The sequence below is a fragment of the Pseudomonas sp. GW822-FHT04H02 genome (assembly GCF_058800645.1).
In genome coordinates this window covers 53,990-71,729 of sequence record NZ_JBXAMM010000008.1, presented here as the reverse complement: position 1 = coordinate 71,729, position 17,740 = coordinate 53,990, and the positions used below count along the sequence as shown (strand labels likewise).

Sequence of the window (17,740 nt, the reverse complement as noted above, 5' to 3'; positions counted from 1 at the left end):
TCCGTGGTGCGGGATGTTCAATAGTTGAAAGACTTGACCAGCAACAGGTCGCCGATGGCCCGCATGGGCACGATAAAGGTCTCGCGTTTCTCATCGACGGTGTTTTCGTTAAGGATCAGGTTGATCTGCGAGGTGATCACCTCGTTCTGATTGCTGCCTTCGTCGAAGTTGTATCCGCCGCTGCCGAAGTTGCCCCAGTAGTTCACGTAGATCAGGTAGGTGCCCCGCAGCGGTGCGGTCATGGTGAACATTTCCGGGCCCGGGCCATCGACGCCGTCCGGGTCCAGGCCGCCGCCATTGGTCAGGCCGGGGTGGCCGAAGAAGGCGTGCTGACCGTCCGGGGTAATGATGTGCATGTCCAGCTCGGCCTTGGGATCGTCCCAGCCCAGCACTACGCGAATGCGCGGTGGAGTCTTGTTCAGGTTGGCTTCATAGAACTGCACGCGCTTGAGGGACTTGCCCTCGGAGCTGCGCACTTCGACGCTGTTGGAGCCGGCACCGAACGCATAGGGCCGGGCAAAACGGCCCTGCTCGTCGGTATAGAGATTCAACGGGTTGCCGTTGACCGACAGGCTGTGGGGCTGGCGCAAATGGCCAATGGCCTTGAGCTGGCCTTCGATCAGGGTGCGGTTGCGCTGGATGCCGCGGTCGATGGGCGGCGTCGGATAGGCCACGCGATCCTGCTCGGTGCGGTCCAGCAGGCCGGAATAACGCCAGCCGGCCAGGGGTTCCTGCAGCTCGGCAGAAGGCTCGGCGAATGCCGGCCCGGCCAGCAGCAAGGTCAGCAGAAGGGAGGATAGAGCGCGCATGTAATGCGTCCTGCCATGCATGGGAAAACCCTGGCGCCAGATCCTCGGCGCGGCTGCAAATATTCAGAAAGAGTGCCCGGCAACAAAGGGCGTTGGAAAGGCCGCAGATTAGCGACTTGGCGCCTGTTGCACAATTGCCGAAAAAGGAATTTGCGAGGGAATCGGCAATGCCCTGAACCCCCCGCAGCAAGTGCCATTACAGCGCCATCACCCCCTTCAATCTCGGGAGCAATGCGCGTCGTGAAAACCCCAGCCCCCCTACCCCAACGCCCCCCGCCCGAAGCCCGCCAGCGGGCGCTTCTCATTTGCCCGAAACCCCGCTGTCTGCTAGTGTCGCGCCGGTTTAACGTCAACCGGGATAGCCGCCATGGCCCGCAAAAAAGCTGCCTTAGATTTCGAACAATCCCTCGCCGACCTGCAAACCCTGGTCGAGCGTCTGGAGAACGGCGAGCTGTCGCTGGAAGACTCGTTGACCGCCTTCGAGCAAGGCATCGGCCTGACCCGCGATTGCCAGGCGGCCCTGGCCCTGGCCGAGCAGAAGGTGCAGATCCTCCTGGAGCGCGATGGCGAGCTGGCGGAACAGCCCTTCGATGCGGAACAGCCGGAATGATTACCGCCTATCAGGCCTCCAGCCAGGCCCGCGTCGACGCTGCAATGCACACCCTGTTCACCGCCCCTAGCCCCGAACTTGCCCGCCTCTATGAAGCCATGCGCTACAGCGTGATGAATGGCGGCAAGCGCGTGCGCCCGCTGCTGGCCTACGCCGCCTGCGAGGCCCTGGGCGGCAAGCCCGAGCAAGCCAACGGCGCCGCCTGCGCGGTGGAGCTGATCCACGCCTATTCCCTGGTGCACGACGACCTGCCGGCCATGGACGATGACGACCTGCGCCGCGGCCAGCCCACTACCCACAAGGCTTTCGATGAAGCCTGCGCGATCCTCGCCGGCGACGGCCTGCAGAGCCTGGCCTTCAGCGCCCTGCTGGACCCGGCCCTGAGCGACGCCAGCGCCGAGATCCGCCTGCGCATGGTCACCACCCTGGCCCAGGCCGCGGGCCCGGCGGGCATGGTCGGCGGCCAGGCCATCGACCTCGGCTCCGTGGGGCTCAAGCTGGACCAGCAGGCCCTGGAATACATGCATCGGCACAAGACCGGGGCACTGATCGAAGCCAGCGTGATCCTTGGCGCCCTGGCCAGCGGCCGGGCCGAAAAGGACGAGCTCAAGGCCCTGCAAACCTACGCTCAGGCCATTGGCCTGGCGTTCCAGGTGCAGGACGACATTCTCGATGTCGAAAGCGATACCGCCACCCTGGGCAAGCGCCAGGGCGCCGATATCGCCCGGGACAAGCCGACCTACCCGGCCTTGCTGGGCCTGGCCGCGGCCAAGGAGTACGCCCTGGAACTGCGCGACCAGGCGCTGCATGCCCTGCGTCCGTTTGACGCAGCGGCCGAGCCGCTGCGCGAGCTGGCGCGCTATATCGTCGAACGCCGCAGCTGATCGGCGGTCCGTAGCAGGACCGCATATCGGCCAAGTTCGGCGCTCTGCGTGGGCAGCTTGCGATGCATAAGGTAAACTGCCGCCTCTTTCTATACCTATAACGATTCGCCTGATGCCCACGACGTTTCATGAGATTCCCCGCAAACGCCCGACCACGCCGCTGCTCGACCGCGCCCAGACGCCGGACGGCCTGCGCCGGTTAGGCGAAGCCGAGCTGGAAACCCTGGCCGATGAGTTGCGCCTGGAATTGCTCTATACGGTCGGCCAGACCGGCGGGCACTTCGGTGCCGGCCTCGGGGTCATCGAGCTGACCATCGCGTTGCATTACGTGTTCGACACCCCGGACGACCGGCTGGTGTGGGACGTGGGTCACCAGGCGTATCCGCACAAGATCCTCACCGGGCGCCGTGAGCAGATGGCCAGCCTGCGCCAGAAAGACGGCCTGGCCGCTTTCCCGCGGCGCTCCGAGAGCGAGTACGACACCTTCGGCGTCGGCCACTCCAGTACCTCCATCAGCGCTGCCCTGGGCATGGCCATCGCCGCACGCCTGCAGAACAGCGAGCGCAAGGCCATCGCCGTGATCGGCGACGGCGCCCTGACCGCGGGCATGGCCTTCGAGGCCCTGAACCATGCGCCGGAGGTGGACGCCAACATGCTGGTGATCCTCAACGACAACGACATGTCGATCTCGCGCAATGTCGGCGGGCTGTCCAACTACCTGGCCAAGATTCTCTCCAGCCGCACCTACGCCAGCATGCGCGAAGGCAGCAAGAAAGTGCTGTCGCGCCTGCCCGGGGCCTGGGAAATCGCTCGCCGCACCGAAGAATACGCCAAGGGCATGCTGGTCCCCGGCACCCTGTTCGAAGAACTGGGCTGGAACTACATCGGCCCCATCGACGGCCATGACCTGCCGACCCTGATCGCCACCCTGCGCAACATGCGCGACCTCAAGGGCCCGCAGTTCCTGCATGTGGTGACCAAGAAGGGCAAGGGCTTCGCCCCGGCGGAAGTCGACCCGATCGGCTACCACGCCATCACCAAGCTGGAACCCCTGGACGCCCCGGCGGCCGCGCCGAAAAAGGCCGGCGGGCCGAAGTACTCCGGTGTGTTCGGCGAATGGCTGTGCGACATGGCCGCCGCCGACCCGCGCCTGGTGGGCATCACCCCGGCGATGAAGGAAGGTTCGGACCTGGTGGCCTTCAGCGAGCGTTTCCCGCTGCGCTACTTCGACGTGGCAATTGCCGAGCAGCACGCCGTGACCCTGGCGGCCGGCATGGCCTGCGAGGGCGCCAAGCCGGTGGTGGCGATCTATTCGACCTTCCTCCAGCGCGGCTATGACCAGCTGATCCACGATGTGGCGGTACAGAACCTCGACGTGCTGTTCGCCATCGACCGCGCCGGCCTGGTGGGCGAAGACGGCCCGACCCACGCCGGCAGCTTCGACCTCTCCTACCTGCGCTGCATCCCCGGCATGCTGGTGATGACCCCGAGCGACGAGAACGAGCTGCGCATGATGCTCAGCACCGGGCACCTGTACAACGGCCCTGCGGCCGTGCGCTACCCGCGCGGCACCGGCCCCAACGCACCGATCGACAAGAGCCTGGAACCGATCGAGATCGGCAAGGGCGTGATCCGCCGCCAGGGCAGGCAAGTGGCCCTGCTGGTGTTCGGCGTGCAACTGGCCGAAGCCCTGCAAGTGGCCGAGAACCTCGACGCCACGGTGGTCGACATGCGCTTCGTCAAGCCACTGGATGAAGCCCTGGTACGCGAGATCGCCAGCAGCCACGAACTGCTGGTGACCATCGAGGAAAACGCCATCATGGGTGGCGCCGGCGGTGCGGTCAGCGAATACCTGGCACGGGAAAACATCCTCAAGCCGATCCTCCACCTGGGCTTGCCGGACGCCTACGTCGAGCACGCCAAACCGGCGCAGATGCTCGCCGAGTGCGGCCTCGACGAAGCCGGCATCGAGGCCTCGGTGCGCCAGCGCCTGGCGCTGCTGGGCCTGGCTTGATCCACAACGGCCAGCTGTAGCCGCTGTTGCACGCCCGCCATGCGGGCGTCGCTTTTTGGCCTTCACTGTGCAGCCTCTCCCACTTTGCGGCAAAGGCCGAGCCGCGCTAACGGAATAGCCATGAAACTCTCTCGCCTGGCCCTGCCGCTTTGCCTTTTGCCCTGCGCCGAACTCTTTGCGGACACCCCCGACCGCGATCAGGCCCTGAAACTGCCCGAAATGCTGATCAGCGCCAACCGCCAGGTGGAAGCGCGCAATGACAGCAGCGCCGCCAACACCGTGTTCACCCGGGAAGACATCGACCGCCTGCAACCCGGCAGCCTCACCGACCTGCTGCAGCGGGTGCCGGGGGTGCAGGTAGCCCAGAGCGGCGGCCGCGGCAACCTGCCGAATATCTTCATCCGCGGCACCAACTCGGCCCAGAGCCTGGTGCTGGTGGACGGCCAGCGCATCAGCAGCTCATCGAGCGGCGACAGTAACCTGCAGTTCATCAGTATCGAGCAGATAGAAAGGGTGGAAGTACTGCGTGGCTCGCGCTCAGTGATCTATGGCAGCGACGCCATTGGCGGGGTGATCCAGATCTTCACCCGGCGCGGAGCGGACTCGGGGCTCCATGGGCGCATGCGCGTCGCCGCTGGCAGCAACCAGACCTGGGAGCGCAGCCTGGGACTGTCCGGTGGAGATCAACAGACACGCTTCAGCCTCGGCGCCAACCTGGATGAAACCGCCGGGATCGACTGGACCCAGGAATCGTTCCCCAGCGATGCCGACCATGATGGTTACCGCAACAAGTCGTTGAGCTTCACCCTCAGCCATGCGCTGAACGATGACCTGGAGGTAGGCCTCAACCTGCTGGATAACCGTGGTCGCACGCGCTATGACAACCCCTTCGGGCGCTACGACTCAAGCTACGACGTCTTCGCCCAGGATCCTTACACCGACTTCAGTGTCAGCAGCGTCAGCGGCTATCTCGATGCGCACATCAATGATTACTGGACGTCGCGAGTAGAGCTGGGGCATAGCGAGAACCGCGACCTCAAGCGCGACAAACTCAGTGACGAACGAAACGTATTCAATACCTACCGGGACTCGCTGAACTGGCAGAACGATCTGCGCCTGGACGAACACAACAGCCTGATCCTCGGCGCTGACTGGTACGAAGACCGGCTCAATACCAGCCCGACGCGATTTGCCGAAGACAGCCGCTGGAACCGGGCAGCCTTCATTCAGCACCGCTTTCGCGGTGACAGTTTCTCCACCGAGCTGGGTCTGCGCCGCGACCAGAACCAGCAATATGGCAGCCAGAACACCTGGAGCGGCACCTTTACCCTGCCGCTCAACCCGGACAATGACTTGCTGCTCTCCTATAGCGAAGGTTTCCGGGCGCCCAACTTCAGCGACCTGTATTACCCCGGCTTCAGCAACCCCGACCTCAAGCCGGAACACTCCAAGAGCTATGAATTGCAGTGGCGTAGCCAACTGACGCAAAGCACTCGCCTGGAGACCTCGATCTTCCGCACCGATATCAAGGACGCAATCATTTATGACCGCATAGCCCAACGCCCGGAAAACGTTGGCGCAGCGAGAATCAACGGTTTCGAAGCGGCCCTGAAACAGGATCTGTTCGGCTGGCAGGCCAGCATCGGCACCGCGATCATTGATCCGCGCAATCGCAAGGATGGCCATCAACTGCCGCGCCGTGCCCGCCGCACCTTGAATCTGGATCTAGACCGGCAGTTCGACCAATTGGCGCTAGGTGCCAGCTGGCAACTGGTGAGCAAGAGCCGTGAGGACTTGAGCACGAAAAAGCAGGTCCCGATTGGCGGCTACGGCCTGCTCGGACTGCGAAGCAGTTGGGCGATCAATCAGGAAGTGAAGCTGGACCTGAAACTCGACAACATCTTCGACAAGTCCTATAGCCGCGCGCTCTACGAGTACAACGGCAACGACTATGGCTACCGCAGCGAAGGCCGTACCTGGATGCTCGGCGTGACCTGGACGCCTGAGCTGTAAGGTCCGCTGCCTTCGCCGGCAAGCCGGCTCCTACAGCCCCCTAGGGCAAGGCCTGCCGGTGAAGGGGCTCAGCGCTCAGGTGCGATCAAGGCACAGAGCCTGGCCGTCGCGGCAATCATCTGCCCGCTGGGCCGCTCCAGGCCCTTGTCCCTTACCAGCAGCAACCGCCCTTGCCGCACCGCCGCGACCTGCGGCCAGTCCTTCCAGGCATCCAGTTGTCCCTGGGCGGTGGCGAGGATCGCCTGCGGATTGCGCTGCAACACCGACTCGATACTGACCTGGGGCGCCGGCAGTTGCTGGTCGGCAAACACATTGCGCGCGCCGCAGACACTCAAGGCTTCGCTGATGATCTGCCCACCACCCACGGTGTACAGCGGCTGGTCCCAGACCTGATAGAACACCGGCAACGGCGGTTCGCGGTGATAGCGGACGCGCAATGCAGCCAGTTGCCCGTTCAACTCGGCGGCCAGCTCGCGGCCGGCCGCCGGGCGACCCAGACGCTCGCCGATCTCGGCAATCTGTGCGGTCAGTTGCGGGAAGTTATGGGGTTCGGCAACCAGGGTGGGGATCCCCAGGCGCGCCAGCTGATCGCGCTGGGCCGGGCCGACACTGCCCGGCCAGAGCAACAGCAGATCAGGCTTGAGACTCAGCAAGCGCTCGATATCCAGCTGGCCGTAGCGCCCCACCGAAGGCAGGTCCTTGAGCGGCGCGGGCCGTTCACCGGCATCCAGCACGCCCACCAGCAGCTCGGCAGCCCCCAGCTCTACAACGATTTCCGAGAGCGATGGCGCAAGACTCACCACCCGCTGCGCCGCCAGCGCCGGAACACTGGCCAGCAGGCACAGGACCGCCAGCCAGCGCAGCATCAGCCCAGTTGACGCGGAATGCGATAGAGGTAGAACAGCACCGCCGTGGACACCGCCAGAAGCATCAGCGGCACCGCTTCCAGGCCGACGAACACCGCCAGGGTGCCGATCCAGGCCGGCAGCGACGCCGCCAGGAACGCCACCCGCCGGCTGGCCGCAAGGTTGATCCAGGCCGCCGGTTCCTCGGGAGTGTCCAGGGCTTTCTGGGTGGCGATCAGGGCGTGCTTGTAGCCGCCGAAAAAGCGCAGGCTGACGAACATCGATGCCACCCCGGCAATGAAGAACGGCATCGCCAGCACCGGCAGGATGGGCTCGCCCTGGCCGAACAACGCGTTGATCACGAACAACGGCAACAGGCCCAGGGCCAGGTATTGCCACCAACTGACGGTCAGGCGCCGCTTGACTTGGCCCCGGGTCACGCGCGGTCGACCTCGCCCTGGTGCTCGTTGCCCATCATGTGGTCGAGCTTGCTGGCCTTGGTCGCCAGGTAGAGTTTGTTGTGCGGGTTGTGGCCGGTGTGCAGCGGTACACGCTCGGCGACCTGGATCCCCATCTCGGTCAAGGCCTTGACCTTGCGCGGGTTGTTGGTCATCAGGCGCAGGGACTTGACCCCCAGGTGCTCCAGCATCGGCAGGCACATGGCGTAGTCGCGCTGGTCGGCGGCAAAGCCCAGGCGTTCGTTGGCCTCCACGGTGTCGGCGCCACCGTCCTGCAGTTCGTAGGCGCGGATCTTGTTCAAGAGGCCGATACCCCGGCCTTCCTGGCGCAAGTACAGCAACACCCCACGACCTTCGCGGGCGATGGCCTGCAGGGCGGCTTCCAGTTGCGAACCGCAGTCGCAACGCTGGCTGAACAGTGCATCGCCGGTCAGGCACTCGGAGTGCAGGCGGCCGAGAACCGGAGCGCCGTCGGCGATATCGCCCAGGCTGAGCACCACATGCTCGCGGCCGGTAGCTTCATCGAGAAAACCATGCATGGTGAATTGCGCAAAAGGCGTAGGCAGCTTGCAAGCAGCAACAAAAACGACGGGCACTGTTGTGCTCCTGATCTGTATGAGGACTGGAGATTCGCAGAGGCGGCATTGTAACAGCAGCCTCCACTGGACGCTTAGGCTGAATTATCGGAGATAAAGATCGATAAGTTTGATCAACGCACCGCCGGCTAAGGGCTCCCGTCAAAGGGATAAGGCTGTTTCCAGCGCTCGAAGATCGGCCGCAAACGCCCGGTGCTCACCAGCTGTGCCATGCGCTGGTCGTACAGTTCGCGCATTTCCCGCCCGCGCGGGTTGCTGGCGAACCCCAGGTACAGCGGCAGCTCGGTCAGGTGGGTACGCTTGAACTGGCTCGGATCGGAGGCCTGCCCCAGCACGTAGTCGATCTCGGTCTGGGCATCGATGTAATAGTCGGCGCGGCTGTACAGCAGCATCGGCAGGATGCCGATGCGCCGGCGGATCTCGTTGTAGCGACGGATATTGGGCAGGTAGTCCTGGTACTTGTAGCCGCGCACCCAGACCAGTCGGTAACTGGCGATAGTCGCCAGGCTCAACTCGGGGTTGCTGGCCAGTCCCAGGGCGTAGATGTGATCGGTGTCGTAGTTCCAGTGGGGGTAAAGCACACCCGGCGACTCATCACGGTAGGCACCCATGTGGGCGTCCACTTCGCCGCGCTGTACCAGCCCGACCGAACGGGTATAGGGCACGCTGCAACGTTCGATGGTCACACCCAGCGGCTCGAAGACTTCGCGCAGGATGTCCCAGCCCAGCCCCTCGCCATTGGCTTCGGTGTAATCGCTCCAGACCTCGCTGGCGATGCGAATGTGCCTGGGCTGCGCCTGCGGCTCCGCGGCCCGGACGCTGCAACAGCTCAAGGCAACCAGCAATACCAGCAGCGCGCGGCACACACCCATGCCTATTTCCTCAGCTGAAGCACCACACCAGCCCTTGCATCGCCAGCCAGGCAAACACCCCGGCGAGGACGTCGTCGAGCATGATGCCGACGCCGCCATGCACATGCCGGTCGATCCAGCGAATCGGCCAGGGCTTGAGAATGTCGAAGAAGCGGAACATCAGGAAACCTGCCAGCAGCCAGTACCAGCCTTCGGGCACCAGCCACAGGGTGATCCACATGCCGACCATTTCATCCCAGACGATGCCTTCGTGGTCATGCACCCGCAGATCGTCGGCCACCTTGCCGCACAGCCAGAAACCGAACAGCATGGTGATGCCGAGCATCAGCCAGTAGCCCCAGTCCGGCAACATCTGCCACAGCGGGATAAAGGGTAGCGCAACCAGCGAACCCCAGGTGCCCGGCGCCTTGGGCAAGGTGCCGGAGCCAAAGCCGAAGGCCAGGAAATGCCAGGGGTTGCGCCACACCGACGGCGGTACGAACTCCGCCGGGACCTGTTTGGGATGATCTGTCACTGTGTCTCCGGAAAGTGTTGATAACCCCGGGTGCCGGGGGTGATGTCCTGCCCATCGGCATCCAGCAGGGTCACCCCCTGCCCGGCCACCACTCGCCCGACCACCCGCACTGGCCAGCCGGCCGTCAGTAGCGGCGCCAGTTCGGCCGGTGGCAGGGTGAAGGCCAGGACGTAGTCGTCACCGCCACTCAGGGCCGCGGCGCGAGCGCCCTGCTGGCCGAGAAAGCCCAGCAGCGCCGGCGACAGCGGCAGCTTCTCGACCTCGACCTGCAAACCAACCGCCGAGGCCGTGGCGATATGGCCGCAGTCGGCCAGCAAGCCATCGGAGATGTCCAGCGCCGCCGTGGCCTTGCCCCGCAGCGCCTGGCCCAGGGCCAGTTGCGGTTGCGGCGACCAGTAATGGGCCAGCAGTGGCTCAGCCAGCGCCGGCTCGGCGCTGCGCTGGCCCAGAACCAGCGGCAAGGCGCCGGCGGCGTTGCCCAGGTCACCGCCGACGCACAGCAGATCGCCTGCCCGAGCACCGCTGCGGGTCAGGGCCAGGCCGGCAGGTACCCGGCCGAATACCGTCAGGGTCAGGGTCAAGGGGCCGCGGGTGGTATCGCCACCGATCAGGCGCACCCCGCAGTTCTGCGCCATGGCATTCAAGCCTTGGGCATAGGCCTGCAGCCAATCGGTGCTTACCGTCGGCAGGGTCAGGGCAAGGGTAAAGGCCAGTGGCGTGGCGCCCATGGCGGCCAGGTCGCTGACAGCCACCGCCAGGGAGCGTTGGCCAAGAAGAAAGGGCTCGCAGGGATCGGCGAAATGCACACCGGCCACCAGGGTGTCGGTGGAAATCGCCAACTGCTCGCCAGGGGCAACTGCCAGCAAGGCGCAGTCGTCGCCGATCCCCAGGGCAACACCCTCGCCGCCCTGCGCACAAGGCGCGGCAGCGAAGAAGTTGCGGATCAGCTCAAACTCGCCCATGGCAGCTGCAAGCGCGGTTCAGCGCTTGAACGCCTTCACTTCAGCTTCGCGCAGGCGTGGGGCCAGCTTGTCGAGTACGCCATTGACGAACTTGTGGCCATCGGTGGAACCGAAGACCTTGGCCAGTTCGATACCTTCGTTGATCACAACGCGGTACGGCACGTCGACGCGCTTGAGCAGTTCCCAGGTAGACAGGCGCAGAACCGCCAGCTCCACAGGGTCCAGCTCATCGATGGCCAGGTCCAGGCAAGGCACGAGCGCGGTGTCGATCTCGTTCTTGTTGGCCGGAACCCCGTGCAGGATCTCACGGAAGTAGGCGCCATCGATGTCAGTGAAATCGTTGTCGACCCGGAACTGCGCTTCGATCTCGTTCAGCGAATGCTTGGCCATGTGCCATTGGTACAGCGCCTGGGTCGCGAGCTGACGGGCTTCGCGACGCTTGGCGCTCTTGGATGGCTTGCCGGCATTGGCAGGCTTGGGATCGCGCGGGTTGAAACGATCGCTATCGTCGCTAATCACTTGGCCTCCAACTGCGCCAGCAGGCTGACCATTTCCAGGGCGGACAGGGCAGCTTCAGCACCTTTGTTGCCGGCCTTGGTGCCGGAACGCTCGATGGCTTGTTCGATCGAGTCAACGGTCAGCACGCCGAAGGCCACTGGCACGCCGAACTCCATGGACACCTGGGCCAGGCCCTTGGTGCACTCGCCAGCCACGTATTCGAAGTGCGGAGTACCGCCACGAATGACCGCGCCCAGGGCGACGATTGCCGCGAACTCACCCTTTTGTGCCACTTTCTGTGCAACCAACGGAATTTCGAAGGCGCCAGGAGCACGGATGATGGTGATGTCGCTTTCGCTCACGCCGTGGCGAACCAGGGCGTCAACCGCGCCGCTGACCAGGCTTTCGACGACGAAGCTGTTGAAACGGCCGACCACCAGGGCATAGCGGCCTTTAGGGGCGATGAAGGTACCTTCGATGGTCTTCAGGGTCATTCGACAAATCTCTTAAAGAGCCAGAGCGTGTCTAGTACACGCTCTTCAGTGATATTTGAACCGCGAATAGGCTGCCGGAAACAGGCGGCTTTTATTCGGAGGGCACGTATTCTACAACTTCCAGGTCGAAACCGGATATCGCATTAAACTTCATCGGCGCACTCATCAGGCGCATTTTGCGTACGCCCAGGTCGCGCAGGATCTGCGAACCGGCACCGACGATGCTGTAGGTGGTGGGCTTCTTCGCCGGCTGGTGCTCCGCGGTTTCACGGATATGTGCCAGCAGCACGTCGCCATCCAGCGGGTGCCCGAGCAACAGCACCACGCCACTGCCGGCCTCGGCCACCGTGGCCATGGCCGCCCGCAGGCTCCAGCGGCCCGGTTGCTTGACCATCAGCAGGTCGCGCAGCGGATCCATGTTGTGCACCCGTACCAGGGTCGGCTCTTCAGCGCAGATCTCGCCCAGGGTCAGGGCCATGTGCACGTCGCCTTCCACGGAATCACGATAGGTCACCAGGTTGAACTGGCCCAGTTCGCTATCCAGCGGCTGCTCGGCAATCCGCTGAACGGTACGTTCGTGGATCATCCGGTAGTGGATCAGGTCGGCAATGGTGCCGATCTTGATGTTGTGCTCGGCGGCGAAGGCTTCCAGTTCGGTGCGACGGGACATGGTGCCGTCGTCGTTCATCACTTCGCAGATCACCCCGCTGGGCTCGAAACCGGCCATGCGCGCCAGGTCGCAGGCGGCCTCGGTGTGGCCAGCGCGGGCCAGGGTGCCGCCGGGCTGGGCCATCAGCGGGAAGATGTGGCCCGGGCTGACGATGTCCTCGGCCTTGGCGTCCTTGGCAGCGGCGGCCTGCACGGTACGGGCGCGGTCAGCGGCGGAGATGCCGGTGGTCACGCCTTCGGTGGCCTCGATGGAGACGGTGAACTTGGTGCCAAACCCCGAACCGTTGCGCGGCGCCATCAGCGGCAGCTTGAGCAGCTCGCAGCGCTCGCGGCTCATGGGCATGCAGATCAGGCCGCGGGCGTGCTTGGCCATGAAGTTGATGTGTTCGGCCTTGCAGCACTCGGCGGCCATGATCAGGTCGCCTTCGTTCTCGCGGTCTTCGTCATCCATGAGGATGACCATCTTGCCTTGGCGGATGTCTTCAACCAGTTCTTCGATGCTGTTGAGCGCCACTCGGCACCCCCTTGAGTCAGGATTTGAGATAGCCGTTAGCGGCCAGAAAACTTTCGGTAATGGTGCCGCCCGTGGCCTCGGCCGCCTTGTCGCCCAGCAGCAGGCGCTCCAGGTAGCGCGCCAGCAGGTCCACCTCAAGGTTGACCTGCCGACCCGGCCGGTAGTCGGCCATGATGGTTTCCGCCAGGGTGTGGGGAACGATGGTCAGCTCGAACTCGGCGCCATTGACCGCGTTGACCGTCAGGCTGGTGCCGTCGACGGTGATCGAGCCTTTATGGGCGATGTACTTGGCCAGCTCTTTCGGTGCGCGGATGCGGAACTGGATGGCCCGGGCATTTTCTTCCCGCGCCACCACTTCACCGACGCCGTCGACATGGCCACTGACCAGGTGACCGCCCAGGCGGGTGGTCGGGGTCAGGGCTTTCTCCAGGTTCACCCGGCTGCCGGCCTTCAACTGATGAAAAGCGGTGCAGTCCAGGGTTTCACGGCTGACATCGGCCCAGAAACCATCGCCAGGCAGTTCAACAGCGGTCAGGCAGACGCCGTTCACCGCGATGCTGTCGCCCAGTTTGACGTCGGCCAGATCAAGCTTGCCGGTTTCTACATAGACCCGCACATCTCCGCCTTTTGGGGTCAATGCGCGAATGCTGCCGATGGATTCGATGATGCCGGTGAACATGGAGTCCTCCTCGAGAACAGGGCCGCCGGGTAGGCGAAAGTCGGGAATTATACGCTCGCTGGCGGGGCCGGGATGGCAGTGACTCGCCAGTCATCGCCCACCGCACGCATTTCTATGATCTTCAGCAATGGCGCCTGGCTCATCTGCGCCAGCGGCCAGTCCAGCAACGGCCGCGCAGAGGAACCGAGGAACTTGCCGGCGACGAATATCTGGTACTCGTCCACCAGGCCCTGCTGGGCAAAGGCCCCGGCCAGGCGTGGGCCGGCTTCCACCAGCACGTCGTTGACCCCACGGGCCGCCAGCTCCAACAGCAGGCGACGCAGATCCACCTGGCCATCGGGGCCGGGAACAATCAGGCATTCCGGGCCGTTGGCGTATTGCTCTTCCACCGCCGCACAAGTGGCAACCAACGCTGGGCCGGCCTTGAAGAATGGCGCATCCAGAGGCACCCGCAGGCGGCCGTCGATCAGCACCCGCAGCGGCGGCCGGCTCATGGCCAGGGCGGTCTGCTCGGCATCCAGGCCCAGTTCGGCGGCGCGCACGGTCAGCCGCGCGTCGTCCGCCAGCACCGTGTCGGCGCCGGTCAGTACCACGCTGGACTCGGCCCGCAGGCGCTGCACTGCAGAGCGCGCCGCAGGGCCAGTGATCCACTGGCTCTCGCCACTGGCCATGGCGGTGCGGCCATCCAGGCTCATGGCCAGCTTGACCCGTACATAAGGCAAGCCGTGCTCCATGCGTTTCAGAAAGCCTTTATTGATCGCCCGCGCCTCGCCTTCCAGCACACCGCCATGGGTGTCGATGCCGGCCTGGGCCAGGCGCTGCAAGCCACGGCCGGCCACTTCCGGGTTGGGGTCCTGCATGGCCGCGACCACCCGTGCCACGCCGGCATTCACCAGGGCGTCGGCGCAGGGCGGCGTACGCCCGTGATGGCTGCAGGGTTCGAGGGTCACATAGGCGGTGGCGCCACGGGCCAGTTCACCGGCCGCGCGCAGGGCATGCACCTCGGCATGGGGCTCGCCGGCCCGCACGTGCCAGCCCTCGCCCACCACCTGGCCGTCGCGCACGATGACGCAGCCGACACGCGGGTTGGGATGGGTGGAGTAGCGACCCTTGCGCGCCAGTTCCAGAGCACGGGCCATGTAGTGGGCGTCGAGGACCGCTTGCTCGGCAGGCTGGCTCATTGCTTGGCCGGCTCACGGGCGAGACGGTCGATCTCTTCGCGGAATTCGTTGAGGTCCTGGAAACGGCGATAGACCGAGGCGAAGCGGATGTAGGCGACTTCATCGAGCTTCTGCAGCTCGGTCATCACCAGCTCACCCACGACCAGCGACTTGACCTCGCGCTCGCCGGTGGCCCGCAGCTTGTGCTTGATGTGCACCAGCGCCGCCTCCAGACGCTCGACACTCACCGGGCGTTTTTCCAGGGCGCGCTGCATACCGGCGCGCAGTTTTTCTTCGTCGAAGGGCTGACGGCTGCCGTCAGTCTTGATCAGGCGCGGCATCACCAGTTCGGCGGTTTCGAAGGTGGTGAAACGTTCACCACAGGCCAGGCATTCACGCCGGCGGCGCACCTGTTCGCCCTCGGCGACCAGACGCGAGTCGATGACCTTGGTGTCGTTGGCACCGCAGAAGGGACAGTGCATGGTGGCAGGCAACAAAAAAAGGGAGGGCCATGGTAGCGCATCCCACTGGCAAGACAAGCCATAGCCTTTACGGTATACAGACCGACTATTATGTTTCGCACACGGAAATTCGCCTTGTTGGAGCTTCAGATGCCGCTCAGACCGCTCGTTCTGCTCAGTCTTGTCAGCCTGTTGGTCGCTTGCAGCAGCGATGCGCCAAAAACCGCGGCCCCCTCCACTTCACAGCAGCAGGCGGTGAAAAAAAATCAGGAACCGGCCGATCCAGGCCCCTTGCCGGCCTACCAGCGCGAGTTGAGCGGCACCCTCGAGGGCGTACCGGCCGGCGCCGACGTCGAGCTGGCCCTGCTGGTGATCGATGAGCGCGGCCGTCCGCAACGCCTGCTGGCCAGCAGCAACCTGAGCGGCACCAGCCAGGCCCTGCCGTTCCGCCTGCGCTTTGCCACCGAAGCCTTTCCGGCCGGCGCCCGGGTCGAACTGCGCGGCCGCGCCAGCCAGTCCGGCCAACTGATCCTGCACCTGCCGGCCCAACGCATCGACCAACCCACCAGCCAGGCCCTGGGCCAACTGCAATTTGTCAAAGCCCCATGAATGTCCCGCTCGACCTGCAAGCTGCCCTCAGCGAACTGCTGGGGGACGCGCGACTGGTAGCCTGCGAGCTGCCCGATACCACGCTGAAGCTCTGGCTGATCGACGCCGACAACATGGACCGCGCCTTCACCCCGGAAGAAACCCGGCGCATCCTCCACGAGCCGCCCTACTGGAGCTTCTGCTGGGCCAGCGGCCTGGCCCTGGCGCGCTACCTGGCCGAGCAGCCGCATTGGGTCGCGGGCAAGCGGGTGCTGGATTTCGGTGCCGGTTCCGGCGTGGCGGCGATTGCCGCGGCCAAGGCCGGGGCCCGGGAAGTGGTGGCCTGTGACCTTGACCCGCTGGCCATTGCCGCCTGCCGGGCGAATGCCCGACTCAATGGCGTCGAGCTGAGCTATTCCATGGATTTCTTCGCCGAGGCCGACCGCTTCGACCTGATCCTGGTGGCGGACGTGCTCTACGACCGGGCCAACCTGCCGCTGCTGGACCAGTTCCTCAGCCGTGGCCGCCAGGCCCTGGTGGCGGATTCCCGCGTACGGGACTTCCAGCACCCGCTCTATCAGCGCCTGGAAATGCTCAATGCCCTCACCCTGCCCGACCTGGCCGAACCCTGGGAATTTCGCAACGTGAGCCTCTATCACGCACAGCGGCGATAGCGATTTTCAGCCTCCCGGCCAGCCTTTATAGTGGTTCCATTCCCGCTTATTCGAGATACCCCATGAGTCAGGAAACGCCCTACATCTTCGACGCCCGCACCGCTGATTTCGACCAGTCGGTGATCGAGAACTCCTTTCACAAGCCGGTCCTGGTGGACTTCTGGGCCGAGTGGTGTGCGCCCTGCAAGGCGCTGATGCCGATGCTGCAGCAAATTGCCGAGAGCTATCAGGGCGAACTGCTGCTGGCCAAGGTCAACTGCGACATCGAGCAGGACATCGTCGCCCGCTTCGGCATCCGCAGCCTGCCCACCGTGGTGCTGTTCAAGGACGGCCAGCCCGTAGACGGCTTTGCCGGTGCGCAACCGGAATCCGCGGTGCGGGCCATGCTCGAACCCCATGTGCAGATGCCGCCACCGCCGGCCGCCGATCCGCTGGAACAGGCCGAAGCCCTGTTTGCCGAAGGCCGTATCGGCGATGCCGAGGCCCTGCTCAAGGTGCTGCTGGGCGAAGACAACAGCAACGCCAAGGCGCTGATCCTCTACGCCCGCTGCCTCGCCGAGCGTGGCGAGCTGGGTGAAGCCCAGACCGTGCTCGACGCGGTCAAGAGCGATGAGCACAAGGCGGCCCTGGCCGGAGCCAAGGCGCAGATCACCTTCCTCAAGCAGGCCGCGGACCTGCCGGACGCCGCCGAGCTCAAGGCGCGCCTGGCCAAGGACCCGCAGGACGATGAAGCGCTGTACCAACTGGCGATCCAGCAACTGGCGCGCCAGCAATATGAAGCGGCGCTGGAAGCCCTGCTCAAGCTGTTCATGCGCAACCGCAGCTACAACGAAGGCATCGCCCACAAGACCCTGCTGCAAGTCTTCGACCTGCTGGGCAACGACCACCCGCTGGTGACCGCCTACCGCCGCAAGCTGTTCGCCGCCCTGTACTGAGCCGGCTGGTGCAGGAGCTGGCTTGCCAGCGAAAGCGTTCTGACAGGCCGAACGCGTTCGCCAGCAAGCGGGCTCCTGCAGGGTCATTGCACCCAGCTGTAGATCGGCGTATCGGCGCCGCTCACCACCTTGACCTCGGCGCAGTGGCGCAAGCGCACCAACAAGCGCTTGCCTGCCGCCGCGCTACCGGCCAGCCCTTCCAGTTGCTCCAGCAACTCCGGCCCGCTGAGCTGCCCGGCCTTGCGCAGCAATTCCTTGGTGGTCTGCCACAGGGCATCGTCCTGGCTGGCAGGCTTCGCCGCCACCGCGACGCTCTCGGGCTTGGCCGCCTGCAACTGCGCACCCAGTTGCGCCCAGTCGCCTTCGTCCAGTTCCAGGGTCAAATCCACCGGCCAGTCGCCGATGCTTCCACGAATCCGCAACATTGCTGTGCTCCTGAATTTTTCTGACGAGCATGCTCCCACGCGTCTTGCGCAACGCCAAGCGGCCGG

The 17,740-nt window shown here is 64.7% G+C and carries 21 protein-coding genes; 7 read left to right on the top strand and 14 right to left on the bottom strand.

Going from position 1 to position 17,740, the window contains the following annotated elements; translation table 11 throughout:
• Positions 1-17 precede the first annotated feature (17 nt).
• The gene (locus tag AC1RMG_RS28540; protein ID WP_019092777.1) at positions 18-809 is read right to left on the bottom strand and encodes a YfaP family protein; all 792 of its coding nucleotides are present in this window, start codon (positions 807-809) and stop codon (positions 18-20) included.
• A gap of 367 nt (positions 810-1,176) precedes the next feature.
• Here AC1RMG_RS28540 and AC1RMG_RS28535 point away from each other — a divergent pair, with 367 nt between their 5' ends.
• The 4 genes from AC1RMG_RS28535 (at position 1,177) to AC1RMG_RS28520 (ending at position 6,330) form a co-directional block, all read left to right on the top strand.
• Positions 1,177-1,419: an exodeoxyribonuclease VII small subunit gene (locus AC1RMG_RS28535; protein ID WP_493170807.1), complete on the top strand. Its 243-nt coding sequence runs from the start codon at positions 1,177-1,179 to the stop codon at positions 1,417-1,419.
• Positions 1,416-2,303, top strand: coding sequence for a (2E,6E)-farnesyl diphosphate synthase (gene ispA, locus AC1RMG_RS28530; RefSeq protein WP_019092778.1), 888 nt, complete (start codon positions 1,416-1,418; stop codon positions 2,301-2,303). Before AC1RMG_RS28535 ends, ispA begins: the two co-directional genes overlap by 4 nt.
• Positions 2,304-2,415: 112 nt before the next feature.
• Positions 2,416-4,317, top strand: a complete 1,902-nt coding sequence (gene dxs / locus AC1RMG_RS28525; protein WP_065363609.1) for a 1-deoxy-D-xylulose-5-phosphate synthase — start codon at positions 2,416-2,418, stop codon at positions 4,315-4,317.
• Positions 4,318-4,437: 120 nt separating this feature from the next.
• Positions 4,438-6,330 (top strand): TonB-dependent receptor plug domain-containing protein, encoded by a 1,893-nt coding sequence (locus AC1RMG_RS28520; RefSeq protein WP_493170805.1) that lies wholly within the window; start codon positions 4,438-4,440, stop codon positions 6,328-6,330.
• A 68-nt stretch (positions 6,331-6,398) separates the two neighbouring features.
• Here AC1RMG_RS28520 and AC1RMG_RS28515 read toward each other — a convergent pair whose 3' ends face one another.
• The 12 genes from AC1RMG_RS28515 to nrdR all read right to left on the bottom strand — a co-directional run bounded on the left by AC1RMG_RS28515 (position 6,399) and on the right by nrdR (position 15,073).
• Positions 6,399-7,196 (bottom strand): cobalamin-binding protein, encoded by a 798-nt coding sequence (locus AC1RMG_RS28515; protein WP_493170804.1) that lies wholly within the window; start codon positions 7,194-7,196, stop codon positions 6,399-6,401.
• Entirely contained in the window at positions 7,196-7,615 is a 420-nt protein-coding gene (locus tag AC1RMG_RS28510) for a hypothetical protein (protein WP_011063729.1), read from the bottom strand. The genes AC1RMG_RS28515 and AC1RMG_RS28510 overlap by 1 nt, the downstream gene beginning before the upstream one ends.
• On the bottom strand, positions 7,612-8,229 hold the full coding sequence (ribA, locus tag AC1RMG_RS28505; protein WP_011063730.1) for a GTP cyclohydrolase II: 618 nt from the start codon (positions 8,227-8,229) through the stop codon (positions 7,612-7,614). The genes AC1RMG_RS28510 and ribA overlap by 4 nt, the downstream gene beginning before the upstream one ends.
• A 128-nt stretch (positions 8,230-8,357) precedes the next feature.
• A complete protein-coding gene (locus tag AC1RMG_RS28500; protein ID WP_015637198.1) occupies positions 8,358-9,101 on the bottom strand; it encodes a substrate-binding periplasmic protein in 744 nt (247 codons plus the stop codon).
• Between the two features lie 10 nt (positions 9,102-9,111).
• Complete coding sequence (locus AC1RMG_RS28495) at positions 9,112-9,615, bottom strand: phosphatidylglycerophosphatase A family protein (RefSeq protein WP_011063732.1); 504 nt, start codon at positions 9,613-9,615, stop codon at positions 9,112-9,114.
• The gene (gene thiL / locus AC1RMG_RS28490; RefSeq protein WP_011063733.1) at positions 9,612-10,577 is read right to left on the bottom strand and encodes a thiamine-phosphate kinase; all 966 of its coding nucleotides are present in this window, start codon (positions 10,575-10,577) and stop codon (positions 9,612-9,614) included. Before thiL ends, AC1RMG_RS28495 begins: the two co-directional genes overlap by 4 nt.
• A gap of 18 nt (positions 10,578-10,595) precedes the next feature.
• A complete protein-coding gene (gene nusB / locus AC1RMG_RS28485) occupies positions 10,596-11,096 on the bottom strand; it encodes a transcription antitermination factor NusB (protein WP_011063734.1) in 501 nt (166 codons plus the stop codon).
• On the bottom strand, positions 11,093-11,569 hold the full coding sequence (ribH, locus tag AC1RMG_RS28480) for a 6,7-dimethyl-8-ribityllumazine synthase (protein WP_011063735.1): 477 nt from the start codon (positions 11,567-11,569) through the stop codon (positions 11,093-11,095). The genes nusB and ribH overlap by 4 nt, the downstream gene beginning before the upstream one ends.
• A 91-nt stretch (positions 11,570-11,660) precedes the next feature.
• Complete coding sequence (ribBA, locus tag AC1RMG_RS28475) at positions 11,661-12,752, bottom strand: bifunctional 3,4-dihydroxy-2-butanone-4-phosphate synthase/GTP cyclohydrolase II (protein WP_011063736.1); 1,092 nt, start codon at positions 12,750-12,752, stop codon at positions 11,661-11,663.
• Positions 12,753-12,768: 16 nt separating this feature from the next.
• Positions 12,769-13,431 (bottom strand): riboflavin synthase, encoded by a 663-nt coding sequence (locus tag AC1RMG_RS28470; protein WP_011063737.1) that lies wholly within the window; start codon positions 13,429-13,431, stop codon positions 12,769-12,771.
• A 47-nt stretch (positions 13,432-13,478) separates the two neighbouring features.
• Entirely contained in the window at positions 13,479-14,612 is a 1,134-nt protein-coding gene (ribD, locus tag AC1RMG_RS28465; protein WP_169893390.1) for a bifunctional diaminohydroxyphosphoribosylaminopyrimidine deaminase/5-amino-6-(5-phosphoribosylamino)uracil reductase RibD, read from the bottom strand.
• Complete coding sequence (gene nrdR / locus AC1RMG_RS28460) at positions 14,609-15,073, bottom strand: transcriptional regulator NrdR (protein WP_019095943.1); 465 nt, start codon at positions 15,071-15,073, stop codon at positions 14,609-14,611. Before nrdR ends, ribD begins: the two co-directional genes overlap by 4 nt.
• A gap of 129 nt (positions 15,074-15,202) precedes the next feature.
• Between nrdR and AC1RMG_RS28455 the strand changes: the two genes are divergently transcribed.
• The 3 genes from AC1RMG_RS28455 (at position 15,203) to trxA (ending at position 17,249) form a co-directional block, all read left to right on the top strand.
• A complete protein-coding gene (locus AC1RMG_RS28455) occupies positions 15,203-15,661 on the top strand; it encodes a hypothetical protein (protein ID WP_011063740.1) in 459 nt (152 codons plus the stop codon).
• A complete protein-coding gene (locus tag AC1RMG_RS28450) occupies positions 15,658-16,314 on the top strand; it encodes a class I SAM-dependent methyltransferase (RefSeq protein ID WP_053154128.1) in 657 nt (218 codons plus the stop codon). The genes AC1RMG_RS28455 and AC1RMG_RS28450 overlap by 4 nt, the downstream gene beginning before the upstream one ends.
• A gap of 62 nt (positions 16,315-16,376) precedes the next feature.
• On the top strand, positions 16,377-17,249 hold the full coding sequence (gene trxA / locus AC1RMG_RS28445; RefSeq protein WP_011063742.1) for a thioredoxin: 873 nt from the start codon (positions 16,377-16,379) through the stop codon (positions 17,247-17,249).
• An 83-nt stretch (positions 17,250-17,332) separates the two neighbouring features.
• Here the strand turns inward: trxA and AC1RMG_RS28440 are convergent, their stop codons facing one another.
• Positions 17,333-17,674, bottom strand: coding sequence for a hypothetical protein (locus AC1RMG_RS28440; protein WP_015637205.1), 342 nt, complete (start codon positions 17,672-17,674; stop codon positions 17,333-17,335).
• Positions 17,675-17,740 lie beyond the last annotated feature (66 nt).

Bases quoted from the DNA above. Each gene is read 5' to 3' on its own strand.
- AC1RMG_RS28540 (WP_019092777.1), bottom strand. From the start codon at position 809: ATGCGCGCTCTATCCTCCCTTCTGCTGACCTTGCTGCTGGCCGGGCCG.
- AC1RMG_RS28535 (WP_493170807.1), top strand. From the start codon at position 1,177: ATGGCCCGCAAAAAAGCTGCCTTAGATTTCGAACAATCCCTCGCCGAC.
- ispA (WP_019092778.1), top strand. From the start codon at position 1,416: ATGATTACCGCCTATCAGGCCTCCAGCCAGGCCCGCGTCGACGCTGCA.
- dxs (WP_065363609.1), top strand. From the start codon at position 2,416: ATGCCCACGACGTTTCATGAGATTCCCCGCAAACGCCCGACCACGCCG.
- AC1RMG_RS28520 (WP_493170805.1), top strand. From the start codon at position 4,438: ATGAAACTCTCTCGCCTGGCCCTGCCGCTTTGCCTTTTGCCCTGCGCC.
- AC1RMG_RS28515 (WP_493170804.1), bottom strand. From the start codon at position 7,196: ATGCTGCGCTGGCTGGCGGTCCTGTGCCTGCTGGCCAGTGTTCCGGCG.
- AC1RMG_RS28500 (WP_015637198.1), bottom strand. From the start codon at position 9,101: ATGGGTGTGTGCCGCGCGCTGCTGGTATTGCTGGTTGCCTTGAGCTGT.
- thiL (WP_011063733.1), bottom strand. From the start codon at position 10,577: ATGGGCGAGTTTGAGCTGATCCGCAACTTCTTCGCTGCCGCGCCTTGT.
- ribH (WP_011063735.1), bottom strand. From the start codon at position 11,569: ATGACCCTGAAGACCATCGAAGGTACCTTCATCGCCCCTAAAGGCCGC.
- AC1RMG_RS28470 (WP_011063737.1), bottom strand. From the start codon at position 13,431: ATGTTCACCGGCATCATCGAATCCATCGGCAGCATTCGCGCATTGACC.
- ribD (WP_169893390.1), bottom strand. From the start codon at position 14,612: ATGAGCCAGCCTGCCGAGCAAGCGGTCCTCGACGCCCACTACATGGCC.
- nrdR (WP_019095943.1), bottom strand. From the start codon at position 15,073: ATGCACTGTCCCTTCTGCGGTGCCAACGACACCAAGGTCATCGACTCG.
- AC1RMG_RS28455 (WP_011063740.1), top strand. From the start codon at position 15,203: ATGCCGCTCAGACCGCTCGTTCTGCTCAGTCTTGTCAGCCTGTTGGTC.
- AC1RMG_RS28450 (WP_053154128.1), top strand. From the start codon at position 15,658: ATGAATGTCCCGCTCGACCTGCAAGCTGCCCTCAGCGAACTGCTGGGG.
- trxA (WP_011063742.1), top strand. From the start codon at position 16,377: ATGAGTCAGGAAACGCCCTACATCTTCGACGCCCGCACCGCTGATTTC.
- AC1RMG_RS28440 (WP_015637205.1), bottom strand. From the start codon at position 17,674: ATGTTGCGGATTCGTGGAAGCATCGGCGACTGGCCGGTGGATTTGACC.